At 51.6% G+C, this 19,127-nt stretch carries 19 protein-coding genes; 6 read left to right on the forward strand and 13 right to left on the reverse strand.

Annotation, left to right across the window (positions count from 1 at the left end):
• Window positions 1-157 precede the first annotated feature (157 nt).
• The 3 genes from DEP07_RS06675 to DEP07_RS06685 all read right to left on the reverse strand — a co-directional run bounded on the left by DEP07_RS06675 (window position 158) and on the right by DEP07_RS06685 (window position 4,204).
• A complete protein-coding gene (locus DEP07_RS06675; protein WP_173596016.1) occupies window positions 158-1,120 on the reverse strand; it encodes a metal-dependent hydrolase in 963 nt (320 codons plus the stop codon).
• 221 nt (window positions 1,121-1,341) lie between these two features.
• The gene (locus DEP07_RS06680; RefSeq protein WP_122962748.1) at window positions 1,342-3,123 is read right to left on the reverse strand and encodes a M3 family oligoendopeptidase; all 1,782 of its coding nucleotides are present in this window, start codon (window positions 3,121-3,123) and stop codon (window positions 1,342-1,344) included.
• Window positions 3,124-3,262: 139 nt separating this feature from the next.
• Window positions 3,263-4,204 (reverse strand): MBL fold metallo-hydrolase, encoded by a 942-nt coding sequence (locus DEP07_RS06685; RefSeq protein WP_173596015.1) that lies wholly within the window; start codon window positions 4,202-4,204, stop codon window positions 3,263-3,265.
• A gap of 268 nt (window positions 4,205-4,472) precedes the next feature.
• Here DEP07_RS06685 and DEP07_RS06690 point away from each other — a divergent pair, with 268 nt between their 5' ends.
• Window positions 4,473-4,982 carry a Crp/Fnr family transcriptional regulator gene (locus DEP07_RS06690; RefSeq protein WP_122962746.1) on the forward strand — a complete coding sequence of 170 codons (510 nt, stop codon included), beginning with the start codon at window positions 4,473-4,475 and terminating at the stop codon, window positions 4,980-4,982.
• A 21-nt stretch (window positions 4,983-5,003) separates the two neighbouring features.
• Here DEP07_RS06690 and hmpA read toward each other — a convergent pair whose 3' ends face one another.
• Window positions 5,004-6,221, reverse strand: coding sequence for an NO-inducible flavohemoprotein (gene hmpA, locus DEP07_RS06695; protein WP_122962745.1), 1,218 nt, complete (start codon window positions 6,219-6,221; stop codon window positions 5,004-5,006).
• A 186-nt stretch (window positions 6,222-6,407) separates the two neighbouring features.
• Here hmpA and DEP07_RS06700 point away from each other — a divergent pair, with 186 nt between their 5' ends.
• Both DEP07_RS06700 and DEP07_RS06705 read left to right on the forward strand, forming a co-directional pair.
• Window positions 6,408-7,067: a suppressor of fused domain protein gene (locus DEP07_RS06700; protein ID WP_217021854.1), complete on the forward strand. Its 660-nt coding sequence runs from the start codon at window positions 6,408-6,410 to the stop codon at window positions 7,065-7,067.
• Window positions 7,068-7,128: 61 nt separating this feature from the next.
• Window positions 7,129-7,671 carry a histidine phosphatase family protein gene (locus DEP07_RS06705; protein ID WP_217021853.1) on the forward strand — a complete coding sequence of 181 codons (543 nt, stop codon included), beginning with the start codon at window positions 7,129-7,131 and terminating at the stop codon, window positions 7,669-7,671.
• A 33-nt stretch (window positions 7,672-7,704) separates the two neighbouring features.
• Here DEP07_RS06705 and mobB read toward each other — a convergent pair whose 3' ends face one another.
• From mobB to DEP07_RS06730, 5 genes are all read right to left on the reverse strand, one after another.
• A complete protein-coding gene (gene mobB, locus DEP07_RS06710) occupies window positions 7,705-8,229 on the reverse strand; it encodes a molybdopterin-guanine dinucleotide biosynthesis protein B (RefSeq protein WP_122962742.1) in 525 nt (174 codons plus the stop codon).
• Window positions 8,230-8,231: 2 nt separating this feature from the next.
• On the reverse strand, window positions 8,232-9,491 hold the full coding sequence (locus DEP07_RS06715) for a molybdopterin molybdotransferase MoeA (protein ID WP_287102292.1): 1,260 nt from the start codon (window positions 9,489-9,491) through the stop codon (window positions 8,232-8,234).
• Between the two features lie 43 nt (window positions 9,492-9,534).
• A complete protein-coding gene (locus tag DEP07_RS06720) occupies window positions 9,535-11,883 on the reverse strand; it encodes an FdhF/YdeP family oxidoreductase (protein WP_122962740.1) in 2,349 nt (782 codons plus the stop codon).
• A 192-nt stretch (window positions 11,884-12,075) separates the two neighbouring features.
• Window positions 12,076-12,441 carry a DUF2294 domain-containing protein gene (locus DEP07_RS06725; RefSeq protein ID WP_122962739.1) on the reverse strand — a complete coding sequence of 122 codons (366 nt, stop codon included), beginning with the start codon at window positions 12,439-12,441 and terminating at the stop codon, window positions 12,076-12,078.
• Window positions 12,442-12,493: 52 nt separating this feature from the next.
• Complete coding sequence (locus DEP07_RS06730; RefSeq protein WP_173596011.1) at window positions 12,494-13,768, reverse strand: L-lactate MFS transporter; 1,275 nt, start codon at window positions 13,766-13,768, stop codon at window positions 12,494-12,496.
• A gap of 397 nt (window positions 13,769-14,165) precedes the next feature.
• Here DEP07_RS06730 and fdhD point away from each other — a divergent pair, with 397 nt between their 5' ends.
• Window positions 14,166-14,963, forward strand: a complete 798-nt coding sequence (gene fdhD / locus DEP07_RS06735; RefSeq protein WP_173596010.1) for a formate dehydrogenase accessory sulfurtransferase FdhD — start codon at window positions 14,166-14,168, stop codon at window positions 14,961-14,963.
• A gap of 37 nt (window positions 14,964-15,000) precedes the next feature.
• Here the strand turns inward: fdhD and mobA are convergent, their stop codons facing one another.
• The gene (mobA, locus tag DEP07_RS06740; protein WP_217364953.1) at window positions 15,001-15,624 is read right to left on the reverse strand and encodes a molybdenum cofactor guanylyltransferase; all 624 of its coding nucleotides are present in this window, start codon (window positions 15,622-15,624) and stop codon (window positions 15,001-15,003) included.
• Between the two features lie 115 nt (window positions 15,625-15,739).
• Here mobA and DEP07_RS06745 point away from each other — a divergent pair, with 115 nt between their 5' ends.
• Complete coding sequence (locus tag DEP07_RS06745; RefSeq protein WP_122962735.1) at window positions 15,740-16,177, forward strand: Dps family protein; 438 nt, start codon at window positions 15,740-15,742, stop codon at window positions 16,175-16,177.
• Window positions 16,178-16,280: 103 nt separating this feature from the next.
• Here the strand turns inward: DEP07_RS06745 and DEP07_RS06750 are convergent, their stop codons facing one another.
• Window positions 16,281-16,745: a hypothetical protein gene (locus tag DEP07_RS06750; protein WP_063228442.1), complete on the reverse strand. Its 465-nt coding sequence runs from the start codon at window positions 16,743-16,745 to the stop codon at window positions 16,281-16,283.
• A gap of 172 nt (window positions 16,746-16,917) precedes the next feature.
• Here DEP07_RS06750 and DEP07_RS06755 point away from each other — a divergent pair, with 172 nt between their 5' ends.
• Window positions 16,918-17,685 (forward strand): sulfite exporter TauE/SafE family protein, encoded by a 768-nt coding sequence (locus DEP07_RS06755; protein WP_287102293.1) that lies wholly within the window; start codon window positions 16,918-16,920, stop codon window positions 17,683-17,685.
• Between the two features lie 67 nt (window positions 17,686-17,752).
• Here DEP07_RS06755 and DEP07_RS06760 read toward each other — a convergent pair whose 3' ends face one another.
• On the reverse strand, window positions 17,753-18,337 hold the full coding sequence (locus DEP07_RS06760; protein ID WP_122962732.1) for a hypothetical protein: 585 nt from the start codon (window positions 18,335-18,337) through the stop codon (window positions 17,753-17,755).
• Window positions 18,338-18,354: 17 nt separating this feature from the next.
• Entirely contained in the window at window positions 18,355-18,939 is a 585-nt protein-coding gene (locus tag DEP07_RS06765; RefSeq protein ID WP_229049937.1) for a matrixin family metalloprotease, read from the reverse strand.
• Window positions 18,940-19,127: the final 188 nt, after the last annotated feature.

A 19,127-nucleotide genomic window follows, 5' to 3' on the forward strand; every position in this document is an offset into this window, starting at 1 on the left:
TCGTTTTTGAAAAGGCCCGTCTCCCGCGAGCTTTTTCCGAAGTACAGATTAAACCTGACACCCGCTATTTTCCCCAACAAAAAACCCCGCCAGAATCTCCGGCGGAGTAGATGACAAACCTGACTTTAGCCTGGTTACGTTAAACAAGTTAGACGGCTTAGACAAACGGCGGGTCCCACGCTTTTTTGCGCCAGCCCAGGCGATGATCGACCACATTCAGCTCGCGATCCAGCACGACATCTACTCCAAACGGCAGTTTCCGGTTGTACCAGAAGCGGACGTCGCTCCAGGTAACTTCATATCCGTCCTGCGATTCTTTCCAGGTGACGTGGATGCGCTGGGCAAATCCGAGAAAAGCGCGCACGCCGTCCACACCGACCGTAGCCTGAATGATCTCGTCGCGGCACTGCTTGGAGTATACGTCTTCGAGCAGCACATGGTCGTACTCGATTCTCCCCGTATAAAACCGCTGCTCGGCTTCGATGACAAACCGCCAGTGAAACGGATGCAGACTCGGCAATACGTGGCATACGCCCGCTGTATTCAAGGCGCTTTTCACACGCTTGACTTGCCGCTGATGCTGCCAGCACCGCAAAGCAATGTAAGCAAAAGTCAAGACGTACGCAACCGGGAACAACACGGTCGCGTCTCCCTGGAAGCCGAGCCACCAGATGGCAGCCGCCAAATGAATGGCGAACAGAAACGGTTCAAAAATCGCCAGCACATCCAGGTGAACCCATTTGCGGCTGAACGGTCGGACACACTGCACACCGTACGCGTTCAGCATATCCAAAAAGACGTGCAGCACGACAGCCGCAAGCGTGCAGCCGTACAATATTCCGATGTGCTGCATTTGCCCAAAGCCCCAGGCCACAGGGAGCGAAATGAGCAGCGGCCAAATGAACAGGGCGGGGATAGAATGAGTGATCCCCCGATGAAAACGGATGTAAAAAGAGATCCCGCGAAGCCTGGCCACTGTGTCAAAATCGGGCGCGTGTGACCCGACTACCGTCGCGACCATTACCGCTTGCGCCAATCCAGGATCGTGCGCAACGGCAGGAGTGAGCTGGGCGAGGCCCGCAAGCGTGACCCCAAGCAAAAGATGACTGGCAGTGTCCATGATGATACCTCCCTTTGCATGGCTATCCCTTCCCTCTCACTGTACAAAATGAACGCGACGATTCCATAAATCCCAGGTAAAAGTTATCCGAAGTTTTGCCGGCGCATCTTTACAAGATCTCTACGAATCGGCGGCAGGCATAAAAAAACAGCACCGCGATTGTCGTGTACATCCAACAATCGCGGTGCTGTTCATACTCGGACAGGCAGCTTGCCCGCTGTTTAGGTCAGGCGCAGAAATTCGTCGATATCGGCCACAGCCAGATCGACCGCTTTTTGCCAGAACTCGACGGTCGTCATGTCTTCGCCCAGATGCTTTTTCGCCAAATCTTCGACCATCAGACGGCCCGTATCCTGGAGAAGCGCATCGTACTTCGCCGCGAAGCTTTCGCCTTCCTCCAGAGCACGCGCATACACGCTCAGGCTGAACAAATAGCCGAAGGTGTACGGGAAGTTGTAAAACGGGTACGAAGTGATGTAAAAGTGCAGCTTGGAAGCCCAGAAGTGCGGCTCGTATTCCGCCAGTGCGCCTTTGAACGCCTGCTTTTGCGCTTCTTCCATGATCCGATCCAGCTCGGCTGCGCTGACCAGACCTTTTTTGCGCTGCTCGTAGAAGTTTTTCTCGAACAGGAAGCGGGCGTGGATGTTCATGAAGAACGCGACGACTGATTGCAGCTTGTCTTCGAGCAGGACGAGACGCTCTTCGTCGTTCGCAGCATTTTTCACGGCAGCGTCAGCCAAAATCATTTCCGCAAACGTCGAAGCTGTCTCGGCTACGTTCATCGCGTAGTTTTGCGCGAGCGCTGGCAAATCCCACATCACTTGCTGATGATACGCATGCCCCAGCTCGTGGGCCAGCGTAGACACGTTGCTTGCGCTTCCGGCATACGTCATGAACACGCGGGACTGCTTGCTCACAGGGAAGCTGGTGCAAAATCCGCCCGGACGTTTTCCAGGGCGATCTTCCGCCTCGATCCAGCCTTCTTTGAAAGCTTTCTCGGCGAATTGCGCCATGCTCGGATTAAAGCGGTTGAAGTGCTCGACGATCAAGGCTGCTGCCTCGTCATAGGACACTTTTTTGTGCACGTTGCCAACTGGCGCGGAGACGTCGGACCAGCTCAGCTTTTCAACGCCAAGCAGCTTGGCTTTGCGCTCCAGGTAGGCCACCAGACGGTCTTTGCGATTGTCGATCGCTTGCCACATCGCATCGAGCGTCTTTTCCTGCATGCGCCCGATATCGAGCGGCTCGCGCAGTACGGACTCCCAGCCGCGGTGACGGTACAGAGCCAGACGGAAGCCGCCGAGATGGTTGAGGGCTTGTGCGCACAGCTCCGTTTCCTTGCCCCACGCTTCTTTCCATTTGGCAAACACTTGGTCGCGCACAGCGCGGTCCGGATGGCTCATCAGGTTGGAGGCTTGGCCTACGGAAAGCTGTTTCGTCTCCCCGTCCAGCTCCACTTCAATCGTCATGCGCCCTACTACCGCGTTGTACAAATCTTGCCAAGCGTGATAGCCGTCTACAGCCAGATCGCTCGCCAGCACTTCCTGTTCAGGAGTGAGCTTTTCCTGGGCGCGGCGGCGGCGTTCGTTCAGCACAAAAGCAAGCGGTTGCAATTCTTCGTCTGCAAGCAGCGCGTTCCATGCCGCTTCGTCAATGCGCAGCAATTGCTCATCCCAGCGCGTCAAAACAGCGCCGAATGCCGCAGAGATCGTTTTCACGCGTCCGCCGAGCAGCTTGGCGCCCTCGTCCTTCACGTTTTGCGCTGTCAGGCAAGAAATGAAAGCGCCTGCTTGTCTCACCCGCACGGCAATGCTTTGCACTTCGGCAACGACATCGACAAACGCAGCTTTTTCCTGCAAGTTCAGGGCCGCATCCTCGACCCGGCCTTTCAAAGTTGCGATATCTTTTTCCAGTTGCTCCAAAAATGCATGGAACGAAGCGGACTCACTTCCACCGGAAAACAACACATCCAAATCCCAACGTTGTGGCAATGCTTGTGACATATGTATCCCTCCTCAAAAACTCTTGATAAAATAATTTCTATAACAACGGGATGATTCCTTCTATTTTATGCAGTTCGCCCGTATATGTATGAATTTAGCGGAAAGAGCGACTGCCGTAAAAAGCAGTCGCTCCGCTTGATCACACAGGCAAGGTAAACGTCTCCCCCTGCTTTTCTACAACAATTCGCTGTTTTTCCTCGCCTGCTGCCGCAAGCAAACGCTGCATTGGCTCTTCCACAGGCTCGCGCGAGAGTACGAATGTATTCCAGTGGATAGGCACCAGCCATTTGCCGCGACTCTCCTGAAACATTTGCCACGCCTGTTCCGGTGTGCAGTGTGCGGCCTGGTAGGAATCCGGCTTGTAGGCTCCAATCGGCATAAACACGATGTCAATTGGTCCAAACTTTTCAGGCAAATCCTCCATCGACATGTACGCCGTGTCGCCCGGGTACAAAATGCGCACGCCGTTTTTCTCGATGATGTAGCCGTTGTAGCCGTAGTCGTGGTTCCACGGGAAACGGTTTCCCCAATGTCTGACGGGAATCGCCGTGATAGTCACGCCGTCTTTGGTCGTCGCTTTTTGCTGCGCGGAAAGCTCCTTGCAGGAAGCGAACGGCATGCCGCTGAGCAGTTTGCCCGTGTTCGCCGCAGTAATGACGTGCGTAGCAGGATGCGCCAATCGTCGCAGTGTTGGCAGGTCGACATGGTCCATATGCGCATGAGACAATAAAATCAAATCGACGGTGCCAATCTCGTCGAAGTCAAGAGCAGGCGGAGTGAAGCGTTTCGGGCCAAAATGAAGCAGCCCTGCGACGCGAAGTCCCAATTTTTCGCCTAATACCGGGTCAGTCAAGATTTTGGTTCCGTACACATTCAGCAGGATCGTCGAATGGCCTACCCATGTAATCGTCACCTCATCTTCTGACCAGTTCGCAGGCTCAGGCTTTGCGTCAAGCTCCTGAAACGCTGGCTTGGGAAGCTGCCCCATGTGATACCAGTAGCGGTACGCCATATAGCCAATCAAGCCTAAAACGAGCACTCCCAAAAAGGAGCCGAACCAGATGAGGATCGTCATATGCATCAAAGAACCCCTTTGTCATAACGTGATTGTGGTCTCATTATAGCAAAGGGGTCCGTCAGGGACGCAAGGGCAAAACGTGCCGGAAACTGCCGGTTTTGCAAAAAGCCGCGCATGTCCATTCCGCTTGCTTTTGCCCCAGATCAGAAAGAAACACGCCGCGACATACCAAAAAGCACCTGCCGTCCAGTCGAGGAAAGCAGGTGCCTGCGGGGCTGATTGTGGTATACTGCTACTGCCTTATTGATCGTTTCCGAAGGAGGAAAAGCCCATGATTTTACATAAAGGCGAGACGCTGTTCCGCCAGGGAGAAACTGGACCGCTCTTCCATCTGAAAAGCGGATTGCTCAAAATCAACCGGGTGCACGCAGACGGGACGCTCACTCTGGTGAACATCATTGTTCCAGGCGAGACAATCCCGCATCATTCGCTGCTTAGCCCGAACCCTTACTACGGAACAGCCGTCGCGCTTGTCTCCTGTGAAGTCGAGGTGCTGTCCGCAACAGACTGGTACCGGGAGCTGGAGGCGGATCACCAGAAATGCAGGGAGATCGCTTTGCAACTCCAGGGCAAGCTGCGCATGATGCAGCAGCGCATCGACCAGTTGTCGGAAGTCTCCCCGGCAGAAAGACTGCGCAAGCTCCAGTTGTGGTTCCAGTCGTTTGTTCCCGTCGCTTCGTTGTCTGAAGTCTTGACCCAGGACGAGATCGGCCAGTTCATCGGATTGCGCCGGGAGACAGTCAATCGTTTATTGCGTGCCCAATCAGGCCATAAGAAGTAAAACCGCGCCAGCGCCTCTGCTTTAGTCCAGTGTACCGGCAGGGCCGAAAAATTCGAAATGGATGTCTGCCGCGTCCACGCCCCACTCCTTCAAAGCGCGGTTGATTGCTGTCATGAAAGGAACGGGACCACAGAAATAAAAGTTGGCGTTTTTGTCAGCTACGATGCTTTGCAGCCATGGCAAGTCGATGTAGCCTTCTTTATGGAAAGCGTGTGCAGCGCGATCCTGTTCTGTCGGCTTTTCATAGCACCAGAACGCTTTTACTTGCGAATGCTCGGCAGCCAGCTCCTCCACGGCCTTTCTCATCGCGTGTACGTTGCCGTTTTGCGCTGCGTGAATAAAAGTAACCGGACGAGTCGGGGACGTTTTCACCAGCGTTTTCAGCATGCTCATCATCGGAGTCAAGCCCACGCCGCCGCTGATCAGTACAACAGGTCTGTCGTCTTGCTGATCCAGCGTAAAATCGCCAGCCGGAGCGGATATACGAAGCGTATCGCCTTCTTTGATATCCTCCGACAAATAGACGGATACTTTTCCGGCAGGTTTATCGCCAATCGCGTCCTCGCGTTTCACCGAGATGCGGTAATACGGATTGCCCGGCGCATCGGAGAGACTGTATTGGCGAATGTGGGTATTTTCTTCTCCGGGTATATCCAGCTTGACGCTGATGTACTGGCCAGGCTCGTAGCTTGCGATCGCTTTTCCATCCGCTGGCACCAGGTAAAAGGATGTGATGACGTCGCTTTCTTTTACTTTGCGCTGGACGATGAACTCCCGGAAGTCTGCCCAACCGCCAGTCTGTCCTTCTGCCTGGTCATACATTTCCGCTTCCACGCTGATGAACACATCCGCGATGACCCCGTACGCTTCTGCCCATGCCTGGATGATTTCGTCCGTGGCGGCATCCCCCAACACTTCTTTGATTGCCGCAAGCAAGTTTTCCCCGACAATCGGATAATGCTCAGGCTTGATTCCCAGACTGCGGTGTTTGTGTGCGATTTGTTTCACTACCGGCAAAATCGTTTCCAGTTTGTCGATGTACAAAGCAGCCGCGTACACCGCATTTGCCAGTGCCGTTTGCTGTCTGCCCTGTTTTTGGTTGGCGTGATTGAAAATGTTCAACAGCTCTGGATGGCTGGCAAACATCCGTTTGTAAAAATGTTTGGTTATCGTAGTGCCGTGCACTTCCAGTACAGGCACGGTCGATTTGATAATGTCGATGGTTTTTTGGTTCAACATACAAAACCCTCCTTGAAGTTCAACGTCTTGCTTATGTATGTAGTGTAACGGAGCAGCTGTTTTCGCTCGTGTGATTATAATCACAGGAAAAAGCAACGATTTGTGACAAGGAATTTGGGAAAAGGGTACCTCTCGCGCAACTCCTGCGATATAGTAAATCTAGGAAAATTAAGGGAGTGGACCGATATGACGCTGGAAGAATATCAAAGACGCGCCTCGGAGCAAGATGACTGGGCACCAGGCTGGGATGCCCTTGATGAGGCTTTTCAGAAGCTGTACCCTGGTCAGGAGCCTGCCCATTACGGCACAAATATGGTGAGCCGCGCCATGTTTGGCGGTGACGAGTACCTGGATGGCTACAGCATTTATGAATCGTCGCACGGCTTCAAGCATTTGCTGACCTACGGCATGACGGAGCTGTACACAAACGAACAGGCGTATGGAAGCGAGTGGAGCCAATGGGGCTACGAAATGACGATCAAGCTCAAAGCAGAATCCAATGAAGAATGCATGTGGGCGATTGACATGCTGTCCAATCTGGCCCGCTATACATATACCCAGAAGCGCTATTTCGAACCCGGCCAATACATCGCCGGAAACGGACAATCTTTGCGGATCGGCACAGACTCTGCCATCACCGCCCTTCTGATTGCCGCCGATACAGAAGTAGATGGAATCGACACTGTGCACGGTCGGGTGGATTTTGTCCAGCTTGTCGGCATCACGCAAAGAGAGCTGGAAGTGTTGAAGGAAGACCCTTCCCAAGCTGAGGTTTTGATCGAGCGGATGAAGGCCGACAATCCGTATTTGGTGACGGATATGGCGCGGAGCAAGTCCTACTTGTAATTCATGACCGCTCTGTTTCCTCTGGCCTGCTGGTTGATAGAAAGAAAGGAAGTCGGCACACGTGAAAGTCGGTTTAGTGAGACACTTCAAAGTCAAACAAGCTTACCCAAAAGGGGCATTCATTCCCGGCCGCGTAGTGAATGAGTGGTTCCGAACGTACGATCAGGCAGACATTGAATCTGGCAGCACCGACCTTAGCGGAATCGAATGGAACAAGTGCTATGTCAGTACGCTCCCGAGAGCGGTCAAAACGGCGGAAACGATTTTTCCCGGGCCGATTACGCCAATGGTCGAGCTAATCGAAATTCCCCCGCCAGCCTTTTCCGAGCGTCTGCGGCTTCCTTTTCTCATGTGGGCGGTATGGATCAGGCTGTCGATGTACTTCGACCGCAAGACGCGCGAGGAAATCAAGCGTGCTCGCTTCCGGATCAGCGAAGTATTTGATCACGCCTTTGGAAACCACACGGAAAATGTCCTCATCGTCAGCCACGCTGCCCTCATGGTGTTCATGCGAGAAGAACTGATTCGCCGCGGCTTTGCAGGGCCGAAATTCAAGATTGCCAAAAACGGGGAGCTGTACGTTTTTGAAAAGCCTCCTTGTTGACAAACGAATTGCCCATCTGCCCATGAAAAAAGATCATCCCTTATATTCGTCGGGATGATCTTTTTGTATTCGCTCTCTCACAAACTTGGCGATGCTCTCTACGTCATCGACGTGAAAACACGGTACATTTTCCTTGCGATCGGCTGACCAGCTCACGACCCCAACCAGGTGAGAGACGGACTGGAGCAACTCTTCGTCTTCTGGCCGCCGCAGCAGCACCAGCTTGGGAAAGTGCTCGCGCTTGAAGCCCTCGATCAAAACGAGATCAGCTCCCGCCTCTGTCAGTCGCTGGACGAGCACAGGCAGCTCCAAGGGGCGCTGCTCGATCATCGCCGTCTTTGTTTTCGAGGTAATCGCGACGAGCGAAGCTCCGGCCTCGCGGTAGCGCCATGTGTCTTTTCCCGGCTGATCCCACTCGAAATCGTGTCCGCCATCGTGCTTGACCACCCCGACCCGCAAGCCTGTACCCTCCAAAAGTGGAATCAGTCTCGTTAACAACGTCGTCTTGCCGCTGTTGGAATAGCCGACAATTTGCAATACCCGTCTCCGCTCGTCCATTCCTATCCGTCCTTTCTCCACGCAGGGGCGGCATGGGTCAGCACATCTACCAGCTCTCCCACCGCTTTGCCACTGCCGCCTGCCGGAATGACAATGAAGCATTCACTGTCTTTCAGCGTTCCCAGGTTGCCTGCCTTGTCGTTGAAATCGGGCACGGCCAGCAACACGCTGTCCTGTTCCATTAATTTCCCCCGCAAATAGCGCGGGTATGGGCAAGGCTTTTCGTACGGAACGGCGAGCCTTGCCTGGATTATCGGCGGCTTTACCCCTTTTTCCCCGGCAAGCTGACGGATCGCCGTCCGCCCGAACAGCTCGAAGCCAAGAAAGCAGGCGCCCGGGTTCCCCGACAGCGCCAGAAGCGGCTTGCCTGCCACGAGCATGCTGGTCGTAGGGCTTGCCGGACGCATCGCTACCCGGTTGAACAACAGCTCTACATCAGGGTCATCAGCCAGATGTGCAATCACGTCGTAATCGCCGACCGACACGCCTCCGCTGGAGATGAGCACATCTACTTGCTGCATGTACTCGCTAATCTTGTTCTTTGCTGGCGCAAGTTCGTCCTTCATGCCGGAAAAGCAGACAGGGACGCCTCCTGCTTCCGCTACCAAAGCAGACAGCATCGCCATGTTGCTGTTGCGGATTTTGCCTGGAACAAGCGGCTCGTCAACGCCCAAAAGCTCGCTGCCCGTGGACAAAAGGCCCACTCGCAGCCTGCGAAAAACGTCAACCCGGGAAAAGCCGAACGTAGCCAAAATCGCGATCGTGCCAGCATTGATCCGTTCACCTGCCTGCGCGATTACCGTTCCCTTCGCCATTTCCTCGCCGCGGCGGGAAACGTTATCTCCTGGCTGAAGCGCTCGCTTGATCCAGACCTGCTCAGACTGTTCCCCCGGATTTTGCGTCTGTTCAAACATGATCACAGCATCGGCACCTTCCGGCATCATCGCTCCGGTCATAATCCGCGTGGCACAGCCTGCCGTCACTTCCCGGGCAGGCACCTGGCCTGCGGCTACCGTCTCGATCACGCGCAAAGCCACCGGACTTCCCACGGAAGCAGTCACCGTATCCGCTGCCTTGACTGCATAGCCGTCGAGCGGCGAGCGATCAAAGTGCGGCAAGTCGTGTGTCGCATGCAGATCGCAAGCCAATATCCGCCCGTACGCTTCTCCGATGTTCACCTGCTCTGTCGCCAGCGTCGGCAACACCGCCAGCCATTTGTCGACCGCTTCCTGTACCGAAATGGTTTGTCGCGCAAAACGCATCGTCCGTCCTCCTAGTCATGACCGCCCAGCACGCGGCTTATAATCAGCCGACGTTTACATCCAAATCCTCTACTGGTCTTTCCTTGTATTTTAAATCTTTGTTTGCGGTAAAAGTATCCGCTTTTTCGATCTTGACCGCTGTATTGTATTCCGGGATGCCCGCATAGGCTTCGTATACCCCTTTTGGAATCAGCACGTTTCCTTCCGGCCAGTACACCTGAATGTTTCCTCTTTTCGTCTCTTCAAACTTGGCACGTCCCTGGAAGGTTCCATAGCTATTATACACAACAATGCTCTCGCCTTCCGCAATGCGCAGCTCCCGAGCGTCTTGCGGATTGATCAAAATATCGTAGCGGTCCGCGTTGTTGAACGGGTCCTTGTTGCTGTAGATCATCGAGTTGAACTGTTTGCCCCGGCGAGTCGTCACGTAGAAGTGCCCGTCCGGCTTGTGCAGTTCAGGAATGTCGATCGGCAGCAGATTCGCTTTGCCATCCGGTGTCGGACACACACCGTCCTCACACAGCCAGGCTCCCCCCCACTGAAACACATCCCCGCGGTTTTTCAAGTGCTGGATGCCTTCGTAGTTCGGATTCGCCTTGGCGATCTCCGCGCGAATTTCCGCGGCGCTCGCGAAGTGCATGAGGTGCTTTTTGTTCGGATGGACGCGAGCTGCCAAATCCACGTAAATCTCCCACTCAGGCCGGGCTTCCTCGATTCGCGGCCCTTCGATCTCCGCGCTGAAGTACACCATCCGCTCCGTGCTGGTCGAGGTGCCGCCGCCCGGCTGCTCATAACGCGTCATCGCCGGAAGCACAATGACCTCTTCCTTGGCATCCACAAGCGTAGACGTGTTGAAAATAATGTCCTGATGGACGCGCAACTCCACACTTTCCAGACACGTCCGCATGAAATCAGGGTCGGGCATCGTCTCCAGAAAATTGCCCCCGCTCGTGTAAAACAGTCTGGTCTTGCGCTCGTGTCCATCCGGCAGCAAGGCGTTTTCCAGCGAGACGCCGACGATATCGCCTTGCCATTTCGGAATTGGAAAATTCCACAGCTTCTCGATTCGCGTCCAGCTTTTTTCATCGAAATCTCCGCCCGGCAAGCTGAACGGGTCCGCTCCCATCTCCCCGGAGCCTTGCACGCCAGAGTGACCGCGAATCGGCATGACGCCGCAATGCTTGCGTCCGAAAAAGCCGCGCAAGATCGCCAGATTGGCTACGGAAGAAATATTGTCCGTCCCGAAGCGATGCTGTGTCAATCCCATGCTCCACACAAACACGCCGGATTTGGAGTTGGCGAGCAACAGCGCAAATTCTTTCAAGCGCTCTTTGCTGACACCCGATGATTTCTCCAATGCTTCCCACGATTGATTTTGCAGATGCGCGCGCAGCTCCTCGATGCCGTTTGCATGCTCGCGGACAAACTCGTGATTGATAGCCGATCCTGGATTGGCTTGCTCCATCTCAAACCAGTGCTTCATGACGCCATTCATGAAGGCGATATCGCCGCCGATGTTGACCTGATAAAAGTCGTCCGCGAGCTTCGTGCCAAACACGGCGCTCTCCGGCACGGAAGGAATCCAGTATTGTTCCATGGCCGGTTCCTTGTACGGGTTGATCAGGATGATTTTCGTTCCCGCCTTTTTCGCTGCGTACATATACTTGGTCGAAACAGGCTGGTTGTTGGCCGGGACTGAACCGAAAAAGACGAGCACATCCGTGCCGATCCAATCCTGATAGTTGCAGCTGGACGCCCCGATCCCCATAGAGCGCTTCAATGCTGTCTTGCTCGGCGAATGGCAAATCCGCGAGGCGTTGTCGATGTTGTTCGTTCCGAGAAAACGGGCCATTTTCGCCGCTGTGTAGTACACCTCGTTCGTAATTCCGCGTGCGGTCAGGAAAAAGGCCAGCTGCTTCGGGCTGATTCCCTTGATCTTTTTGGCGATTCTGTCCAGGGCATCGTTCCAGCTGATTCGCGTGAATTTGTTCTCCCCCGGCTTGCGCGACAGCGGATACGGGATTCTGCCCAGCTTGCGCAGCTCGACGCTGGACAGCTCTCTTAGAGCGCTTACATTTTCCAGCCATTTTGGCTCCATCGCAGGCATTGTATTAAGCCGCAGAACGTTCAGGCGAGTCGTGCACAAATGCGGGCCTGTCAATGTCTGATCGTACAAGCCAGATACGCCGAGCGCGCAGCCGTCACACACGCCCTGGGTCAAAATCCGGTACGCGTAGCCGAGATTGTCCCGGTTGTCGTACACGACCTTCATCGTGTCGAGAATGTGATGCGGCTTGATTTTGCCAAGGCCCATGGGCATCATGGAAGCCCACAGGGAAGGCTTCAAAGAAGTATCCAATTTGACCGGTCCATTATGCTTCGTCTTGCCCATAGCTTTTCCGCTCCCCTCTTGTCTATCACCCGCGAGACTAAAAAACCACCATGAAACCGTCCCTGTCCCGAAGGATAAGAGCGTGTTCACGGTGGTTGTCTACGGCAGGTTCGCTACCTAGTCTCAACGTCGTGTTTGCTGGCGAAGTCCGCGTTGTCTAACCGGTGAACAGGAACGCTGCTTCGTTTAGACTTACGGTTCGTTTTTCCATTTTTTCTCGATGTCCTGATCAAATACAAAGATGGACATCCCAAAGTCACGTTCAATGTCGATGTCAACGAACAGGTCGACGAGCTTGGCTCCTAGAAACGCTTCCATATCAACTGGCTGATGTTTTCGATACATTTCCTTGACCATTTCGGTTCTGGCAGCTCGTAATGTCTGCTTTCCATCCTTCGAAGTGGCAATGAACTTTTCCACTGGCGAAAGATTGCCTTCCATCTCGCAGATCGCCCAGTTTTTGCAAAACGTGGTGCTGATCTTGCTCGGTCCCTTTCCCATATGTCGCTTGCGGAAAGCTCTGACCAGATTACTGAACTCTGCTTCGAACTTATTCATCGACGCTACTCACCTTTATTCCAATCATTCTCTACTATGACTTTACCATTGATCAACTAGCCAATTCAACAGACTTTTCTCTTTGTTTGGCTTGTTCCTTCAATTTTTTAATATCCACTCGGATTAAGAGGGAAATGAACAGGGCGACAATGAACATCGCCGCAAAAACGCTCATCGTCCCGGTGTAGCTTTTCGTCGTCTCCCGAACCCATGCGGCAAAGATCGGGCCTGCCAGCCCGGCTGCCGCCCAAGCCGTCAAAATATAGCCGTGAATCGCGCCCAGCTGCCTTGTGCCGAACAAGTCGCCAATGTAGGCCGGAATCGATGCAAACCCGCCGCCGTAGCACGTCATGATGATGAACATCGCAACCATGAACAGCAACGGATTGCTCATGTTCGGCAAAAGGAAAAACAGCACCATCTGGATCGCGAAGAAAGCTGTATACGTGTTGGCACGGCCGATGTAATCAGACAGCGAAGCCCAGCCAATCCGTCCTCCCCCGTTGAACAAGCCGTTCAGCCCCACCATCAGGGCAGCGGTCTGCACAGACATGCCGACCATTTCCTGCGCCATCGGGGAAGCGACCGAAATGACAGCGATTCCACAAGTCACATTGATAAAAAGCATCAGCCAGAGCCAGTAAAAACGCCGCGTCTTGATCGCTTCGTTGGCCGTCAGCTGGCACAAATCTTTTTTGATCGGCTTGTCGCCCGCTTCGCCATTTGTGGAAAAGCCTGCGGGAACCCAGTCTTTCGGCGGCGGAGACAAATATTGTGCAGAAGCAAACATGACGATGAAATAAACAATGCCCAAAACGTAAAAAGTGTTCGCAATTCCTGCACTTTCAATCAGCGCATTCATGATCGGGCTTGCGATCATCGAAGCAAAACCGAAGCCCATGATCGCCAACCCCGTCGCCAGTCCGCGACGATCCGGGAACCATTTGACCAAAGTAGACACCGGAGTGATATAACCGACTCCAAGCCCGATACCGCCTAACACTCCGTAGCATATGTACAGCAGCGGCAAACTGGCTAACTGGGTCGCAAGCCCGGAGCCGACGATGCCCACTCCGAAAAAGATCGAGGCCAGCGTTCCCGCTTTTCTCGGTCCGTGCTTTTCGACGTAATGGCCGAGAAAAGCAGCCGACAGCCCGAGAAACAGGATGGCGATGCTAAAAGTAAACTGCACATCCGGCAGTTCCCAGCCAAATTGCTGGGTAAGCGGCTTGGTAAATACGCTCCATGCATACACCGATCCAATCGAGATATGGATTCCCACCGCAGCCAGCGCAATCAGCCAGCGGTTTTTCACTTGTTGCTCCATCGAACTCATCTCCTTTAGAATGGTTTTGGAAAAGCAAAAAGAAAAACTGCTGATTTCATCGAAGCCCTTGTGTTCCCAACATGCAAAGCATGCAGAAACAAACGGTTCAATGAAACACAGCAGTTAATCATCAGCAGGAACGCTACATCAGCATCAACAAGCACGTGCCCTCGTATTCGGTTGGCAAATCGCTGCGAAAGGTTCGGTGACAGGTTCGCTGTTCCGTGCCATCTCGCTTTGTGGATCGTTCTGATTACTGAAAGAACGAAATATTATGACACTTAAAGTTCTACATAGTATACTACCATGTAAGCGCTCACTAGACAATATTTTCCTCTCTATAAATCTATTTATCGCTTTTCTATCCATTAAGACTATATGCACACAGGAGGTTATCATGTCGGAGCTTAGCAAAACAACGAGCCGAAGCGTCCTAAAAATTACGGCTGACCACCACGTCTGGGAAGACGACGAAATCGTCACGGAATACCCGCTCACGATCTTTTTGAACGAGGAAGAGTTTGCTACCATCGTCTGTACGCCTGCCGATCTGGAAGAGATGGTCGTCGGTTTTCTGGCTGCGGAAGGCGCGATCCAAAGCTTTGCAGAGATCAAACAAATCACAATTGATGAAGCAAAAGGCATAGCTTACGTAGACTTGCACAAAGCGACGATTTTGTCGCAGAGCTTTTACTCGAAGCGCAGAATTACTTCCTGCTGCGGAAAAAGCCGGCAATCTTTTTACTTTTTCAGCGATGCCCGCACGGCAAAGCCTGCCAGCGGCACCACTTCCGTCACTCCAGATCAGTGCATCAGGCTCATGGAGGACTTGCAAGCCTCCTCTGACATCCATCGGCAAACGGGAGGCGTGCACAATGCGGCCCTCTGCTCGCCTGAACAAATCTTGCTACAGTATTCAGATATCGGCCGCCACAACGCCTTGGACAAAATATATGGAAAATGCTTGCGGGAAAACATCTCTACGACCGACAAAATTCTCGTGTTCAGCGGCCGTCTCTCGTCTGAAGTTCTGTTGAAAGCAGCCAAGATCGGAGCCGGCATCATCTTGTCCAAATCAGCTCCGACCGATCTGGCGCTGCAACTGGCAGATGAGCTGCAAATAACCGCTGTCGGCTTCATTCGTCACAACAAAATGAATGTGTACACGCAGCCGCAGCGGATTATTTTACCCTGAACATTTTCGTCCGCCCCCGCACAAAGCAAAGCTGCGCCTACTGCTGTCCTGTTGTTCTGCGCTTTTCTTCGCGGCAGGCGATGTCGTACTCTTCCGGCGTGTTCGCATTGAACAGCGCCCACGGATCGAGCCAACCATCCGGCACCTGTAAAACCGCCAGCTTCTGGATCGTCTTCATCAGCCGCAACTCTCCTTGCTCAAGCGCTTGTTCCCAGACAGGCTGCGTGCTTTTTCGATACAAGGCGCAGAGCGGATGCAGCCTGTCTTGCGCATACGGAATGACGGCTTCCCAGCCCGCTTCCTGATCGTCTGCGCAAGCAACCAGTCGCGCAATCTGCTCACGATCCATAAACGGCAGGTCGCAGGACAGTACAAGCAGTACCTCTTCCGTACACAGCCGCAGCGCCGTCACCAACCCGCTCACTGGCCCTGCGGACGGCACCAGATCAGGGGTGACCCGCACGCCAGGACGTCCCGCCACCTCTGCCGGGATACGCTCCGGTTCATTGGAAACAATCAGGCAAGGCATGCCTGCCGCTGCTACTTCTTTGACCAGCTCGGTCAGAAATGTTCCCTCTCGCCATGGCAGTTGTTCTTTGGGCACGCCCATCCTGCTGCTTTTTCCCCCCGCCAAAATGACGGCGTGTATGCTTGGCTGCATGATTTTTTCCCTGCTTTCTCGAAGATTTCAGGATGAAAAGCTTGACAATAACGAGTATTAGTTTATAATAATTATAAACAAGGAATTAATTTAAAAAAGAGGAGAGATCATCACTATGGAAAACACACTGTTCAACGTTTTGAATAAACAAGTTGCGAACTGGACTGTCCTGTATACAAAACTGCACAACTTCCACTGGAATGTAAAAGGGCCTCACTTCTTCACCTTGCATGCGAAATTTGAAGAGCTGTACACCGAAGCTGCCGGACATATTGATGCTTTGGCAGAGCGCGTTCTCTCGATTGGCGGCAAACCTGTAGGCACCCTTGCTGCATGTTTGAACACAGCGAGCATCGCGGAAGCGGAAGGCAATGAAACCGCCGAGCAAATGGTGGAAATCATCACCCGTGACTTCTCGGTTCTCACAGACGAACTGAAACTGGCGATGGAAGCTGCCGAGCAAGCAGGCGACGAAGCAACAGAAGACATGCTGTTGTCCATCCGCAGCGGCCTGGAAAAACATATCTGGATGCTCAAAGCATTCCTCCAGTAAACGATACAAATACTCTCACTCCATGAAAAACGTTGAGACGTTTTTCACAGAAAAAGGCGATCGTGCTAGCACGTCGCCTTTTTGCTGTGTACGCAAAAATGTATTAGGCCAATGAAAAAATCAGCTTTCTTCCGTCTTTTTCCACCTTTACTTGCGGCAGGTACTTCAATGACTTCTGTACACCGATGTAAGGGCTGGCAAATTCAACATCGTGTCTTTCTTTCAGGATCGAACAGAGGTCAACAAGCGACATGGGCGACATGTTTTCCCGCAAAATGTTCTCAATATAGTCCGCCACTTCCTGATAATTATGACGAATGTGCGTCTTTCTTACTTTGATGCGTTTTGCCATGTCAGCTGGAAGTTCCTCTGCAGCCACCGCTACTTCTTCAGATGCTTCAACCGCTTCAATCCCGGCTTCCATGTCCATTTCCCGAATCCGGTTGAGAAGCTGTTTGATGTCTGCTCCCAGCTGCTTGTCCTGATCTACGTATTGACGGCGCAAAACCATCCTTTGCTCCAGCATGGCCTGTAATGTCATCTGCAACGCTTTCCGTTCATTAAACATTGCGTTATGTATTCCCCTTTTCGTAAAAAGTAGAATTTTGTGGAATGTATACCCAATGATAATATAATTCTCTCCCCTTGAAAATGAGAATTTAGGCTCACCAATACTGGGCTTTTGCTTATCTTAGAGATAGAGGTTGAATGTAAGCAGCGACAAGGAAAGGATGCACGGGATGGACTTTCATCTGACGATTGTCGGTCTGTTGGTGGGCTTTCTTGTCGGGCTCACCGGAGTTGGCGGAGCTGCCCTTTTGACCCCTATCCTGATTTTTTTAGGCATCCAGCCGACCGTCGCCGTAGGCACAGACCTGGTGTACAACGCCATCACAAAAATCTTTGGCACATGGCAGCATTGGCGACAAAAAACCGTCCATTTTTCCATCGTGATGTACCTCGCGTTGGGCAGCATCCCCAGCGCTATCGCAGCTGTCCATGTGATGAACTGGATTCATTTGTACGTCACTTCCGCCGATCAGATTTTTAAAAAGATACTGGGCTTTGCCTTGATTCTCATACCGATCGCCATGCTGCTCAAAAGCTTGCTGAACCGCCGCCAGCCGCAGCTCAATACGTGGCAGCAAAAACCTCTCGCCCAAAAACGTCTCGTCTTGATTGCCGTCGGCGCACTCCTCGGCTTTCTTGTCGGCCTGACCTCCATCGGCAGCGGATCGCTGTTCGCCATCGCCCTGATGCATTTTTTCGCCTTTTCCGGAAAAGAAGTCGTCGGCACGGATATCGCCCACGCTTTTTTCCTGACCAGTGCAGCAGGTCTAGCCCACATGAGCTTTGGTACGGTTGATCTGTTCATTGTAATGCAGCTGTTGCTTGGCTCCATCCCCGGAGTAATCATCGGCAGCAGGCTCTCCTGCAAGGTGCCGACTGTGTTTTTGCGATGGGTTATTTCTATTGTGATTATTATTAGTGGGATTAAAATTTTGTGAAATTTGTAGTTGTACTTTTAGTAAATAGGAAAAAGCTGTTGAACAACTTCAACAGCTTTTTCTTGTGTTATTCAATGTTGTACTTACTTGAAACTTCTTTCTGCAACTTGTCAAACTCAGGGAAGTTATAATGTTGAAATTCGTCTTTGTATACAGAGTGTAAACTTTTTCTTGCTTCATCGAGAGGAAACTTACCTTGAATAACCCCTAAGGGAGCCAAGTTATTAAAGTAAGTATTTTTCTTTAGAAATAAAACATATTTCTTTTTATTTTGCATAAGCCGATAGCCTTCAATCGTCCGCTGCTGTTTTCCAATGACATCATCTTTCACGATGATACTAGGTTCCCAAACTTCGACCTCATCACCGACAGCAATTTTCTCATCCAATTGGTTCTTAAATATTTTTTCGACTTTCACCATTCTTTTCGTCGAATAATCATCAATTTCCCCATCTTCGTGATACCTTATATAGTTTTCTGTCTTATTAGTTGCTTCCCCAATGATAATCAGGTCAGCATCTTCTTCCAAATCCTTCACACTCTCATACACTGTAACGGATGCATGGGAGTTTCTTACTTCTACCTGATTGTCTAGGTAGACATATCCAGCTACAAGCGAAGCTGTTAAAGCCATTACAATTTTTCCAAACATGTTTATTTCCCTCCAAATTACTTCCACCTATTTTTCAAATGGGTTTTATCTGCTTTTTGAGGCACATTAAAAGAAAGGTCTCCTGGTTTCATGACTGATACATCATCATTGTTATGTGCCAAACTTAAAGAATGACCAAATTCATGCACAGCAACTTTCTTTTTAAAACTAGAAGAACTTGTTCCTATTTGTTGCAAATTAAGTCTAATGTTTCCTACGCTCCAATCTTCGAAGTTATTGCTATCAAAACTTAATTTTCCTTTTGAATCAGTATAATAAGGCTCCCACTGTCCATCCCAAAATTGAGAATAATAAGAAACATATGCCCTGACCTGTGAATCATCTTTTTTTGATACTTTGGAAAGTGAAACATTTGCTGATATATCATTCCATGACGAGGCTCCAAAATCTAAAATAGAAGTATAGTTGTTACTAGAAACCGAGGAGTCCAACCAATACTTCAAATCGCTGACCTTATCCCCAGTATTAAATCCACCTCGCCACACGTGGCAACTAGAATCGTTGCAACGATCATCATGGGCTGCAGCACTTGTTGATAACAAAGATATAGTTGCTAGAAGTAATAATGATAACAGTTTCATTTTCTTCACTGATTTTCTACCTCCATAACTACCCACAAAGTTTGAAATGATATTTCCCTAGTTAAAAAATGCACTACACTGCCTTCCAGTGTTCAAGCATGTAACCTTTTCACTCCTCTCTATCACTAAATGAATAAGCATATAAATCAGAAACCAACAAAATACCTTATTTTTACATTAAAGGATGA

The organism is Brevibacillus sp. (genome assembly GCF_003521185.1).
GTDB classification, from domain to species: Bacteria; Bacillota; Bacilli; order Brevibacillales; family Brevibacillaceae; genus Brevibacillus; species Brevibacillus parabrevis.

What these genes read in the sequence shown, in the direction of transcription:
- mobA (WP_217364953.1), bottom strand. Translation starts at nt 15,624, where the DNA reads ATGCAGCCAAGCATACACGCCGTCATTTTGGCGGGGGGAAAAAGCAGC.
- DEP07_RS06725 (WP_122962739.1), bottom strand. Translation starts at nt 12,441, where the DNA reads ATGAATAAGTTCGAAGCAGAGTTCAGTAATCTGGTCAGAGCTTTCCGC.
- mobB (WP_122962742.1), bottom strand. Translation starts at nt 8,229, where the DNA reads ATGGACGAGCGGAGACGGGTATTGCAAATTGTCGGCTATTCCAACAGC.
- fdhD (WP_173596010.1), top strand. Translation starts at nt 14,166, where the DNA reads ATGTCGGAGCTTAGCAAAACAACGAGCCGAAGCGTCCTAAAAATTACG.
- hmpA (WP_122962745.1), bottom strand. Translation starts at nt 6,221, where the DNA reads ATGTTGAACCAAAAAACCATCGACATTATCAAATCGACCGTGCCTGTA.
- DEP07_RS06685 (WP_173596015.1), bottom strand. Translation starts at nt 4,204, where the DNA reads ATGCATATGACGATCCTCATCTGGTTCGGCTCCTTTTTGGGAGTGCTC.
- DEP07_RS06750 (WP_063228442.1), bottom strand. Translation starts at nt 16,745, where the DNA reads ATGTTTAATGAACGGAAAGCGTTGCAGATGACATTACAGGCCATGCTG.
- DEP07_RS06680 (WP_122962748.1), bottom strand. Translation starts at nt 3,123, where the DNA reads ATGTCACAAGCATTGCCACAACGTTGGGATTTGGATGTGTTGTTTTCC.
- DEP07_RS06760 (WP_122962732.1), bottom strand. Translation starts at nt 18,337, where the DNA reads ATGTTTGGAAAAATTGTAATGGCTTTAACAGCTTCGCTTGTAGCTGGA.
- DEP07_RS06675 (WP_173596016.1), bottom strand. Translation starts at nt 1,120, where the DNA reads ATGGACACTGCCAGTCATCTTTTGCTTGGGGTCACGCTTGCGGGCCTC.
- DEP07_RS06755 (WP_287102293.1), top strand. Translation starts at nt 16,918, where the DNA reads ATGGACTTTCATCTGACGATTGTCGGTCTGTTGGTGGGCTTTCTTGTC.
- DEP07_RS06765 (WP_229049937.1), bottom strand. Translation starts at nt 18,939, where the DNA reads ATGAAACTGTTATCATTATTACTTCTAGCAACTATATCTTTGTTATCA.
- DEP07_RS06715 (WP_287102292.1), bottom strand. Translation starts at nt 9,491, where the DNA reads ATGCGTTTTGCGCGACAAACCATTTCGGTACAGGAAGCGGTCGACAAA.
- DEP07_RS06745 (WP_122962735.1), top strand. Translation starts at nt 15,740, where the DNA reads ATGGAAAACACACTGTTCAACGTTTTGAATAAACAAGTTGCGAACTGG.
- DEP07_RS06730 (WP_173596011.1), bottom strand. Translation starts at nt 13,768, where the DNA reads ATGGAGCAACAAGTGAAAAACCGCTGGCTGATTGCGCTGGCTGCGGTG.
- DEP07_RS06720 (WP_122962740.1), bottom strand. Translation starts at nt 11,883, where the DNA reads ATGGGCAAGACGAAGCATAATGGACCGGTCAAATTGGATACTTCTTTG.
- DEP07_RS06690 (WP_122962746.1), top strand. Translation starts at nt 4,473, where the DNA reads ATGATTTTACATAAAGGCGAGACGCTGTTCCGCCAGGGAGAAACTGGA.
- DEP07_RS06700 (WP_217021854.1), top strand. Translation starts at nt 6,408, where the DNA reads ATGACGCTGGAAGAATATCAAAGACGCGCCTCGGAGCAAGATGACTGG.